This window comes from Acinetobacter sp. 1542444 (genome assembly GCF_000581835.1).
Lineage (GTDB): Bacteria > Pseudomonadota > Gammaproteobacteria > Pseudomonadales > Moraxellaceae > Acinetobacter > Acinetobacter pittii.
Map to the genome: position 1 here is coordinate 154,400 of NZ_JEYA01000004.1, position 12,015 is coordinate 166,414.

Annotated in this window: 8 protein-coding genes; all 8 read right to left on the reverse strand. The window is 39.4% G+C overall.

What is annotated here, in order from left to right:
* Positions 1-101: 101 nt before the first annotated feature.
* The 8 genes from J580_RS15880 to gltB all read right to left on the reverse strand — a co-directional run bounded on the left by J580_RS15880 (position 102) and on the right by gltB (position 11,669).
* Positions 102-1,415, reverse strand: a complete 1,314-nt coding sequence (locus J580_RS15880) for an O-antigen ligase family protein (protein WP_032004878.1) — start codon at positions 1,413-1,415, stop codon at positions 102-104.
* A 58-nt stretch (positions 1,416-1,473) separates the two neighbouring features.
* Complete coding sequence (locus J580_RS15885; RefSeq protein ID WP_014207821.1) at positions 1,474-1,908, reverse strand: pilin; 435 nt, start codon at positions 1,906-1,908, stop codon at positions 1,474-1,476.
* Between the two features lie 349 nt (positions 1,909-2,257).
* A complete protein-coding gene (locus J580_RS15890) occupies positions 2,258-2,818 on the reverse strand; it encodes a TPM domain-containing protein (protein ID WP_032004879.1) in 561 nt (186 codons plus the stop codon).
* On the reverse strand, positions 2,812-3,894 hold the full coding sequence (locus J580_RS15895) for a TPM domain-containing protein (protein ID WP_032004880.1): 1,083 nt from the start codon (positions 3,892-3,894) through the stop codon (positions 2,812-2,814). The genes J580_RS15890 and J580_RS15895 overlap by 7 nt, the downstream gene beginning before the upstream one ends.
* A gap of 24 nt (positions 3,895-3,918) precedes the next feature.
* Positions 3,919-4,509: a LemA family protein gene (locus J580_RS15900; RefSeq protein ID WP_002117090.1), complete on the reverse strand. Its 591-nt coding sequence runs from the start codon at positions 4,507-4,509 to the stop codon at positions 3,919-3,921.
* Between the two features lie 130 nt (positions 4,510-4,639).
* The gene (locus J580_RS15905; RefSeq protein ID WP_032004882.1) at positions 4,640-5,527 is read right to left on the reverse strand and encodes a metal-dependent hydrolase; all 888 of its coding nucleotides are present in this window, start codon (positions 5,525-5,527) and stop codon (positions 4,640-4,642) included.
* Positions 5,528-5,702: 175 nt separating this feature from the next.
* Entirely contained in the window at positions 5,703-7,124 is a 1,422-nt protein-coding gene (locus tag J580_RS15910) for a glutamate synthase subunit beta (protein WP_032004883.1), read from the reverse strand.
* Positions 7,125-7,193: 69 nt separating this feature from the next.
* Positions 7,194-11,669, reverse strand: coding sequence for a glutamate synthase large subunit (gene gltB / locus J580_RS15915; protein ID WP_171071983.1), 4,476 nt, complete (start codon positions 11,667-11,669; stop codon positions 7,194-7,196).
* Positions 11,670-12,015 lie beyond the last annotated feature (346 nt).

Consider the following 12,015-nt stretch of genomic DNA (forward strand, 5'->3'; position numbering starts at 1 on the left):
AGAGGCTAGAGACCAAAACTTGTGAGAATTATACATGGAAGTCTAAAAAAGAATGTATGAAGTCTAAATGAAAAGACCTTAATAAAATTTAGTATAAAAAATTAAGGAATGTGTGAAGCTGGTATCAAGTGCTGTGTACTACCATACTCCCAAAAATTTGGTGCCATCCGTCCGACATAACTCGTACACCCCCAGCAAGTTAAATCTTGTCCTAAGTACATAATCGTAATGTATAAAAATAAAGCTCCCCATAAACCAATTAATAGTTTCATCAGTCTATAAGGAGATTTCAAATATTCTTTAGACTGCTCCGACTGAGAAAAAGCAAATGCTAAAAATAATATACAGGCTATTTGTGAAGCGGGATAAACCATACTTCCTGAGAACATCGCATCAACTAAAATTGCAATTAAGCCAGCTTTCGTAATAGGTAAAGCATCCTTATCTCGAAACAACTTAACAACTTGATATATCATCCAAACTAAAAAAATACATCCAACTATTCCCCATTCAAAAATTAACCTTAAATATAAATTATGCATGTGATGTCCATATTTATATTGGATTTCTGAGAGATATCCTCCCCCAACTCCAAACCATGGCTTTTCTTTCCATTGCTCAAAAACGAAACTCCACATCTCTGTACGCATGGATGTCCCTACCCTCATTACGGTCATGGTATTTTTATCAGCGAAATAAATCGTAGTTTTATAAACTAAAAAAGCAAAAAAAATGTAAATACAGCTTTGCAAAATGAGCTTTCGATTTTCTCGAGAGTAGATAACGAAAACTAACAATCCTGTCGCTACAGCAAGTAAGGCGGATCTGGCTCCATCAAAAAACCATGCTAAAGCAAAAAAGAAACTAGCAAATGGATAAAAGTAATGAAAATAAGGGTAGTTTTTATTTTTTAAAAAAATTAGAAAAAAGAATATAGGTACGATAACACTGTCATAAATTCGGATCGTGCCAGAGTTAAATTGCCAGTCAAACCATTGTTTGTAGAAAATAAAATTAGTAATAGAAACAAAAATAAATAAACAAGGAATAAATGCTGAAAAAACGACTAATGCTAAGCTATGTTCTATATTTTTTACATTCTTTAAATCATATGCTAAAGCAGAAAATATAAATAGTAATGCTATCGCAGACCAAAGTTCTTGAAATTGAAAAATACTATAAGTTGTTATCTGTATAGCAGTTAATACACCAATCAGAAAAAAAGTAATTTGAGTGGAAATTGAATATTCTATTTTTTTTGTAAAAATCAAAATTAACAAAGCACATAGTGCCAATGGAAAATGTAATAAACGAAGTTCATCATATTGGAAAACTGACCAGCCAATTTGATAACCTAATAATGCTGTAATAAGATAAGTTACTATTAAAAGAAATAGAATATTTTTTTTTAACATATTTATTTTCTTTAATAAAAAAGAGAGGTTAAAACCTCCCTTTTTTATTATTTAACTATTAAGAAGCACCACATGATTTAGGACGTAAGTTTTCAGCTACATCTGTCTTACAGCGCCAAGCACCTGTCGTACCATTTGTAGCATTATCCGCATCACGGATCCATTCAATTTTCTTACCATTAATTTGTGATGTACCCTTCAGTGTACAAGTAATATTACTTGCACCATTAGTTCCAATATTCGCTGTAACAGCACAAGCATTCGTAGATGCTTGTAAGCCTAAAGTTGTTACATCGGTTAATGCAGCGGTTAAACCTTCTGCCAATTTAGTTTCTGCATTTGTTTTACCAGCTGTAATATCAGCCAAGCCAGTACTTACTTGTGACTTAGCAATATAGTTTTGATATGCAGGAATCGCGATTGCTGCCAAAATACCAATAATGGCAACCACGATCATAAGCTCAATTAATGTAAAACCTTTTTGTGCATTCATAGCCTTTTCCCCAAAGATTGTATGTATGTTTTTATATAAGCTTTTTCAGCTATCAACTATATTGCAGCATCCATGCCAACTTTTATTTTAATTAAAAAACAAATACTTATATCAAACTCCATTATTCTTAAATATTAAATCGGTGTAAGTAATTGACAAAAATTGTCATATAACTTTTTATAAAAACACTTCACGCATTAAAAAAAATAAAATACACAATTCAAAGTTTATATTTATTTATGTGAACAAAATCTCTTTAGAAATAAATAAGTAGGTGACATTTTTTGTCAGTCATCTTTAAAAGTAAAAATTATGAAACTTAACTAATGTAGGAATGCGACAAGGCAAATCAATTAAGAATAATCGGAGTATTTTCTAATTCATTGGATTGATCAGGCATGTTTTTGTCATAAAACCGTGACATCACCTCTCCAATTTGTTGTACGCCCATCACTACAGCTTGTTGATATTTTTTTTGTTTAAGCTTTTGTACCATTGCTTCACAAATCTGTTGCCAGACTTGATCGTTAGTCGCATTTCGAATTCCACGATCAAATATAATTTCTACTGTTCGCTCACATAAATTTAGGTATAACAATACACCACTATTTAATGCAGTATCCCAAACACCTAATTCTGCAAATAATTGCTGTGCTCTTAAACGCGTATTTTGTCTGTAGGCTTGTGATACTGGAATATGGCCTTCAATTACAACCTGTATTTCTCCAACATGGCCATGTTCTGCCTGTTGTACAGCATCGGCAATAGCTTGCTTATCTTGTTTTGAAAAATAACGACTACTAGCAGGTAAATAGCATAGATGTTTAAACCAACGTTTTATGCTTGGCTCTACAGATTCCTCAATTTTTGGTTGAGTAATAATTTGTGTTGTTTCTGATGTTGTTACCATGAGCCTGAAGCACCTCCACCGCCAAAACGGCCTCCGCCGCCACCATAGCCTCCGCCACCTCCGCCGAAGCCTCCTCCACGTCCACCGCCACCAGAACCACTCAGAATGGCCTGTAAAATAAATTGGGCAATTGATGTAATGAGTAAAAAGAAAATACCAAAACCAAGTAGTAAGCTAGTGACTAGCCCTGCTCCATTTACGAATCCTGCTACTGCAGCAGCAACACCAGCTGTAGATGCACTAAGCGGACGACCGACAATAAATGAACCCACAATTCCAGCAACAAGAATAAATAAAGCCATTGTCAGCGTTGTCTGCTTGGCTTGCTGTTCTTCTGCAGCTTGATGCTGACGTTCTTTTAAATCTTGAGCAGCTTGCTGTGCTACTTCTGGGTCAAGATTTAAAATTCTTCCGATTTCATCGATACCTGCACTCAAACCTTGTGCATATTGGGCTTGTTTAAAATAAGGTGTAATTTGGTTTCGAATGATCCGACTTGCCACAATATCTGGCAACACACCTTCTAGGCCATAACCAGTTAGTATTTGTATACGGCGGTCATTTACAGCGACTGCAATGAGTAATCCATTATCACGTTTAGATGATCCCAATTGCCACTTTTCACCAACACGTAACGCATAATCAAAGATATCTTCTTGGCCAGTGGTAGGAACAATCACAATACCAATCTGCGCTTTGCCTTGTTGGTATAAACTTAGAATTTTTTGATTAAGTTGCTGCTTCTCAGCCTCGCTTAAGATATTGGCTTGATCAATAACAGGCTGGTTTAAAGTTGGCAAACCACGAATTGATTCCCCATCAGCCATATCATTAGTAAATTGGACTTGAGGAGCAGGACTTGAAGCAGCTTGCCCCTCTATTTTAGTTGCAGCAGCTTGAGTTTGTTGCTTTTGAATAATTTTGCCAGCAACTATTGCGTCTCCCTCATCGGTAGCAGTTGCAATATTAGTTTCACTCCATGCCGTATTCTGAAAAAGAACACCACAACAAAGCAAAATTAAGGTCGAAATAAAGACCTTAATTTGCTTTGATTGAAGCAATAGAGTATTTCTCATACGGCACTCCTTTGATTTGTAAAATTAATCAAAAGAAACTTTTGGGGCCTGTTGTGCAGATGCTTCTGCAGAGAAATTGGCTTTTGGATGCATACCAATTACTTTTGCTGTTACTGCCTGAGGGAACTGACGCACATATGAGTTATAGTCTTGTACTGTTGTAATATAACGATTACGCGCAACAGCAATACGGTTTTCAGTACCTTCAAGCTGAACTTGTAGTTCTTGGAATTGAGTATTGGCTTTCAAATCTGGGTAATTTTCCGAAACAGCAATGAGTCGAGATAACGCCCCTGTTAATTGACTTTGAGCCTGTTGATATTTTTCAAGTAAAGCTGGGTCTTCTAAAACTTCTTTATCAACTTTTAAACCTGCCACATTAGAACGTGCCTGTGTCACTTCAGTTAATACTTGCTCTTCGTGCTTAGCATAACCCTTAACTACGTTCACAAGATTTGGTACCAAATCTGATCGACGTTGATATTGGTTCTGTACTTCAGACCACGCTGCTGTTACAGCCTCATCTTTTACTTGTAGAGTGTTATAGCCACATCCCGAAAACAGCAAGGTACTGGCAAGTGTTGTTGCGATCGCAAATTGTTTCAACGTTTTCATCGTCACATTATCCTCAAGTTTTTCTTTATATTTTTAACCTCTTTACCTGATTGTATGATGAATTAGGCATTATTGTGTTGCTTTTATTTTATTGATTTTAAAAAACCGGACTTTTAAATCCGGTTATCTATTAGCTCAATCTCTGATCTTTTTCTTGTTCAAAACTTGCCATTTGATATTCTTCTACTAAAGAGCTTTTCCAATAATTACCCATCCTGCCATAATCTTTTTGGCTCGGATGGAAGTCTTTTTTGTAATATGCGAAGTATTCAGGCATTAACTGAACAAGCATCTTCATCAGCAAATATAATCCAAATAAATTACCCCCAATTTTAGGTAAGCTATTCCATTTATCTTGCCAAAATAAACGAGTTGTCCCATAAAAAGCGAGACTCGCAAATCCAGTAGTGACGCTACGCATGAGTAAACGACGGATACGATCATCACCATATACATGTTGATAAACATCAAATGCAACCGAACGGTGTTCAATTTCTTCAATCGCATGCCATACCCAAAGTTTTAGCGCATCTTCATCTAGCGTTTTTAATAACTCTGGATGTTGTAAGACATATCCCCCAAGTAAAGCAGTGAAATGTTCAAATGCACAGGTCAATGCCAATTGCAGCTTAGGTGGAATTGTTCTTAAATATTTATCGCGCTCATTTAGCCAATTTTGAAAACTGTCCAGATTATAATCATCACGTCGCCAAGCTTCATTAAACTCACCATGTGCTTTGGAATGCATGGCCTCTTGTCCAATAAACGCTGCAATTTGCGCTTGTAGCTGAGGATCTGAGACTTTATCACGTACATTACGTACGCTATTTACAAAAAATTGCTCACCCACCGGAAACGTTGATGAGAGTGCAGTTAAAAAATGCGACATGAGGGGTGAATTTGCAAAATAGTGCCGCTTGATCGCTTTTGGATTAAATTCAAGACGACGCACTGTAATACCCAACGCTTTTCGACGATTTAAATATGATTTTTCTGCCGTCATACCTGCGATGTTCATATTCAACACCTACTGTATTGAAGAAGGAAGTTTCGAGTATGTCGCGAGCTTTAAACGCTAAAAAGGGCAAAAAAGCTTATTATATTTGCCAAAAACATCAAAGTGACTAATGGTAGACAATAAAAAAAGCCTACTTGAAGTAGGCTTTTTTTCAGTTATTTAACAAATTAATTTATTAAACACCAAGATAATCCAAAATGCCTTCGGCAGCTTGACGGCCTTCCCAGATCGCAGTAACGACAAGGTCTGAGCCACGTACCATATCACCACCAGCAAAGATTTTCGGGTTTGATGTCTGGAATTTGAATTCTTGCTTTTCAGCTGCGACAACACGGCCTGAACCATCAAGATTAATATTCACATTACCAAACCAGTCTGCTGGGCTTGGGCGGAAACCGAAAGCAAGTAAAACTGCATCAGCTGGTAATACTTCCTCAGAACCCGGAATTGGCTCAGGGCTACGACGGCCACGACTATCTGGTTCACCCATTTGTGTCGTTACCACTTTTACGCCTGTCACTTTGCCGTTTTCACCAACGATTTCGACTGGTTGACGATTGAATAGGAATTTCACACCCTCTTCGTAGGCATTTTTTACTTCACGTGCAGAACCCGGCATATTGCTTTCATCACGACGGTATGCACAAGTTACATCGTGAGCACCTTGGCGTAAAGAAGTACGGTTACAGTCCATAGCGGTATCACCACCACCAAGAACAATAACTTTTTTACCATCTAGGCTAATATATTCACTTAGATCTTTTTCCCAACCTTGGCAACGATTCACGTTAGAGATTAAGAAATCAAGTGCATCATAAACACCATCAAGATCTTCACCCGGGAAACCACCTTTCATGTAGGTATAAGTTCCCATACCCATGAATACCGCATCATATTCTGCAAGTAATTCATCAATCGTGATGTCTTTACCAATTTCAGTATTCAAACGGAATTCGATGCCCATGCCCGTGAAGATTTCACGACGGCGTTTCATTACGTCCTTTTCCATTTTAAATTCTGGAATACCGAATGTAAGTAAGCCACCAATTTCAGGACGCTTATCAAATACAACTGGTTTAACACCACCGCGAGCTAGAATATCCGCACAGCCTAAACCAGCAGGACCAGCACCAATAATTGCAACTTTTTTGTCAGTCCATTTTACGCCTGACATATCTGGACGCCAGCCTAAAGCAAAAGCTGTGTCATTGATATATTTCTCAGCATTACCAATGGTTACTGCACCAAAACCATCATTTAAGGTACAAGCACCTTCACACAAACGGTCTTGTGGGCATACGCGACCACATACCTCAGGTAGTGTGTTCGTTTGGTGACAAAGCTCAGCAGCTTGGAAAATTTGGCCTTCAGCGATCAGTTTTAACCAGTTTGGAATGTAGTTATGTACAGGACATTTCCATTCACAATATGGGTTACCACAGCCTAAACAACGGTGAGTCTGATTAGTGACAGTTTCCGATGTAAAAGGTTTATAAATTTCCACAAATTCTGCTTTGCGGACAGTAATATCTTTTTTCTCTGGATCTTGGCGTGGTACATCCAGAAATTGAAAGTCATTATTTAGGCGTTCTGCCATGTCTCTCTCCGTGGGTAGGCGCGGATTTCCTTGTTGCCCGCACCTGCCTATGTCTTTGCAGTCGTGGAATTATTGTGGGTCAGCTTGTGTTGTTTTCAAAAGCGTTTGCAAATTAGCAGCTTTTGGTTTCACAAGCCAGAATTTACGGCTGTAGAAATCGAACTCATTGCGGATTTTATAAGCCCAAGCACTACCAGTTTCTTTGATATGCTCATCGATAATACGCAACAAGAACTCTTTATGATCTTCCATAGATTCTGTTGAAATACGATTTAAATCAATCAATTCGTGGTTGTAGTAATCTACGAAGTCATTATCGAGGTCAAGTACATAAGCAAAACCACCAGTCATGCCCGCACCAAAGTTATGGCCTACTTTACCAAGTACAGTCACAACACCACCTGTCATGTATTCACAGCAGTGGTCACCCGCACCTTCGATTACAGCAAATGCGCCAGAGTTACGAACTGCAAAACGCTCACCCGCTGTACCTGCTGCAAAAAGCTTACCGCCAGTCGCACCATACAAACAGGTATTACCAATAATTGCTGTGTTTTGTGTTGGAAAAGGCGATCTTTGTGGTGGAAAAATCGAAATACGCCCCCCCGCCATACCTTTACCTACATAGTCGTTTGCATCACCTTCAAGACGGATGTGTAAACCACCAGCATTCCAAACACCAAGAGACTGACCAGCTGTACCAGTTAAGTTCATTACAACTGGATGTGCTTCCATACCCAAGTTGCCGTAGCGACGAGCAATTTCACCCGAAACACGAGCACCGATTGAGCGGTCACAGTTCACGACGTTGAAGTTGAACTGACCACCAGCGCTTGACTCAATTGCAGGCAGCATTTCAGTGACCATTCTCTCAGCCAATACACCTTTATCAAATGGTGCATTACCTTCTACTTGACAGTATTGTGCTTTACCTTCAGCAGAAGGATGAGAAGTTAACAGAGCACTTAAATCAAGGTGAGCATGTTTTTCAGTCTCGCCCGGTAATACTTCAAGCAAATCAACACGACCAATCAAGTCTTTCAATGAAGAAACACCTAGTGCAGCCAACCATTCACGAGTTTCTTCTGCAATAAAGTGGAAGAAGTTGATGAGCATTTCTGGCTCGCCAATGTAGTGCTCTTGACGTAAATGATCTTGTTGAGTTGCAACGCCGGTTGCACAGTTATTTAAGTGACAAATACGGAGGTATTTACAACCTAAAGCGATCATTGGTGTTGAACCAAAGCCGAAACTTTCAGCACCTAAAATTGCTGCCTTGATCACATCAAGACCAGTCTTTAAACCACCATCAGTTTGTACACGTACTTTTCCACGCAAGTCATTTACACGAAGTGCTTGATGCGCCTCACTCAAACCTAATTCCCATGGAGAACCCGCATGGTGAATTGAAGAAAGTGGAGATGCTGCGGTACCACCGTCATAACCTGAAATGGTAATGAAGTCTGCATAAGCTTTTGCAACACCAGCAGCAATCGTACCTACACCCGGCTCAGATACCAATTTTACAGATACCATTGCTTTAGGGTTAACTTGTTTCAAGTCAAAAATTAACTGAGACAAATCTTCAATTGAGTAAATGTCGTGGTGTGGAGGAGGTGAAATTAGCGTTACACCCGGTACCGAGTAACGTAAACGTGCGATTAAGCCATTTACTTTACCACCCGGTAACTGACCACCCTCACCTGGTTTCGCACCTTGAGCAACCTTAATTTGCAATACTTCAGCAGAGGTTAGGTATGCAGGAGTTACACCAAAACGACCAGATGCAATCTGTTTGATTTTCGAGTTACGAATTGTTCCGTAACGAACAGGATCTTCACCGCCTTCACCAGAGTTTGAACGGCCACCAATCGTGTTCATCGCGATTGCAATTGCTTCATGTGCTTCTGGAGAAAGAGCACCTAAAGACATACCTGCCGAGTCAAAGCGAGGCAAGATATCTTCAACTGATTCAACCGATTCAACTGGAATTGAGTTAGTTGTTTTTAACTTAAATAAGTCACGAATAGTCGCTACTGGACGATTATTCACCAACTCAGCATATTCTTTAAAGTCTTCGTATTTACCAGAGCGAACGGCTTTGTGTAATGCGTTAATCACATCTGGGTTGAACGCATGGTATTCTTTATCAAATACGAATTTGAGCAAACCACCCTGATCAATTGGCTTACGATTTGACCAAGCTGTCGCTGCTAGTTTTTTCTGGTCTTTTTCAAGATCAGCAAATGTTGCACCCTGAATACGACTTGGAACACCTAAGAAACATTGATCTACCACTTCTGATGATAAACCTACTGCTTCAAATAGCTGACCGCCACGATAAGAAGCAACTGTAGAGATACCCATTTTTGAAAGAACTTTTAATAAGCCTTTCTCAATACCTTTACGGAAGTTTGCTTGAGCATGGATTGGGTCACCTAAAAGCTCACCTTTAGCGATCAAGTCATTGATCACGTCATATGCAAGATATGGGTAAACAGCCGTTGCACCAAAACCAAGTAATACTGCAAATTGATGCGGATCACGTGCAAAACCAGTTTCAACCATGATATTTGCATCAGTACGTAAACCAGTTTTGATGAGGTAATGATGTACCGCACCTGTTGCAAGTGCTGCGTTTGCTGGCAGTAAACCTTGACGGATATTTTTATCTGTTAAAACAATTAAAGTTTTGCCATCACGAACCGCTTGCGCCGCTTCTTCACAGATACGCGTGATCGCAGCTTGCAAGCCTTCTTCTTCAGCATAGTTTAAATTGATATCAACTGCTTCATAACCCGGACGCTCAATGCTACGGATTTGCTGCATTTTTGAATTTGACAATACAGGGCTAGAGATGATGATACGGTCAGCATGCTCAGGGCCTTGCTCAAATACGTTTTGTTCACGACCTAAACAGGTTTCAAGCGACATTACAATTGACTCACGTAGCGGGTCAATTGGCGGGTTTGTCACTTGAGCAAACTGTTGACGGAAGTAATCTGTCACATGGCGTACTTGACGAGACAATACAGCCATTGGCGTATCATCACCCATAGAACCAACAGCTTCTTGTCCACTTTCAGCAATAGGACGCAGCAATTGATCACGCTCTTCAAATGTCACCATAAACATTTTTTGAGCCGCTTTTAAAGCATCGCCAGTTAAACCTTTATCGACTAATTGCTCTTCAAGTTCTGGGTTTGCATTTAAACGAATCGCATGATCACGTAACCACTCACGGTACGGACGCATGTTTTTCAAATGTGTACTAACATCTTTAGTATCAAGTACTTTGCCTGTTAAGGTATCAACTACCAAAATTTGGCCAGGACCTACACGACCTTTAGAAACTACGTCTTCAGGCTCATAACCCCAAACACCGATTTCAGATGCCAAGGTAATGTAATCATTTTTGGTAATTACCCAACGCGCAGGACGCAAACCGTTACGGTCAAGCATACAGATTGCATGACGGCCATCTTGAATAACGAGACCTGCTGGACCATCCCAAGCTTCCATATGTTTAGAGTTGAACTCATAGAATGCGCGTAAGTCTGCATCTAAAGTTTCTACGTTTTGCCAAGCTGGTGGTACGAGCATACGTAAGGCACGGAATAAATCCATACCACCACCGACTAAGATCTCAAGCATGTTATCTAAGCTTGAAGAGTCCGAACCTGTACGGTTAACGATTGGGTTAAGCTCAGTAAGACCCGGTAATAATGGGTTTTCAAATTTAGGAGTACGCGCCAACGCCCAGTTACGGTTTGCTGTAATTGTGTTGATTTCACCATTATGAGCAAGGTAACGGAATGGTTGAGCCAACGGCCAACGCGGTAATGTATTAGTAGAGAAGCGTTGGTGGAATACCACGATATGTGATTTTAAACGCTCATCAGCTAAGTCTGTATAGAACTCAGCAATTGCAGCCGGCATCATCAAGCCTTTATAGCTGATTACTGTCGAACAAAGCGTAGTCACATAGAATGACGGATCATTTTGTAATTGTTGTTCTGCACGACGACGTGCCAAGAATAATTTACGGTTAAATTCGACTTCAGTCACACCCATTGGACAGTTCACAATGACCTGTTCAAAAGCTGGTAAAGATTGAAGCGCAATTTCACCTAATGCATCGTTATTTGTAGGGACAACACGCCAAGCCAGTACACGTAGGCCATCTGACTCGATTTCTTTCGTTAAAATATTTTTAGAATGTTGCGCTAATGCCGGATCAGTATTTAAAAATACAGTACCCACAGCAAAAATTTCACTCAGTGTAATATCACTCAGTTTTTTTGCTTCATCACGGAAAAATTGCTTTGGCATCGCCAATAATAAGCCGCAACCATCTCCCGTCTTGCCATCTGCGGCAATACCACCACGGTGCGTCATGCAACTTAAACTGTGAATCGCGGTTTCAACTAGATGATGACTTGATTCACCCTTCATATGGGCAATCAGTCCAAAACCACAGTTATCCTTAAACTCATCAGGTTGATATAAACCTTGAGCGGGAGCTACAGTATTAGGCGATGGCATGTGCATAGCGTACCCTTCTTTCAATAAGGCTCTTTCGAGCGTCAAACAAACAACTTCTTTTTGCGATAGTGCCTACGGACGACAGTTAGCTCAATGTTTCACAAAAAAAATTTTTGGGCTGATAAGCCAATATACGCTGTTCCATTTTTACGTACACTGGTTTTTGCTAGAAAAATGTTTTGACTTATTTCGCACTCTTTTAAAGCAGTTCGACCCCTCGACTCTGCATAGAATTTACTCTTTAGAGCGCTAAAATAGTTTACAGCACATTAATAAGCACAAGAATAAAGCAAAAACTATGCCAATGTTATTTTTTGCAATTAAGTATTTATAATTGTTGAAAATA

Excerpts from the sequence above, each read along its gene's own strand:
- J580_RS15880 (WP_032004878.1), bottom strand. The coding sequence starts at position 1,415 with ATGTTAAAAAAAAATATTCTATTTCTTTTAATAGTAACTTATCTTATT.
- J580_RS15885 (WP_014207821.1), bottom strand. The coding sequence starts at position 1,908 with ATGAATGCACAAAAAGGTTTTACATTAATTGAGCTTATGATCGTGGTT.
- J580_RS15890 (WP_032004879.1), bottom strand. The coding sequence starts at position 2,818 with ATGGTAACAACATCAGAAACAACACAAATTATTACTCAACCAAAAATT.
- J580_RS15895 (WP_032004880.1), bottom strand. The coding sequence starts at position 3,894 with ATGAGAAATACTCTATTGCTTCAATCAAAGCAAATTAAGGTCTTTATT.
- J580_RS15900 (WP_002117090.1), bottom strand. The coding sequence starts at position 4,509 with ATGAAAACGTTGAAACAATTTGCGATCGCAACAACACTTGCCAGTACC.
- J580_RS15905 (WP_032004882.1), bottom strand. The coding sequence starts at position 5,527 with ATGAACATCGCAGGTATGACGGCAGAAAAATCATATTTAAATCGTCGA.
- J580_RS15910 (WP_032004883.1), bottom strand. The coding sequence starts at position 7,124 with ATGGCAGAACGCCTAAATAATGACTTTCAATTTCTGGATGTACCACGC.
- gltB (WP_171071983.1), bottom strand. The coding sequence starts at position 11,669 with ATGCCATCGCCTAATACTGTAGCTCCCGCTCAAGGTTTATATCAACCT.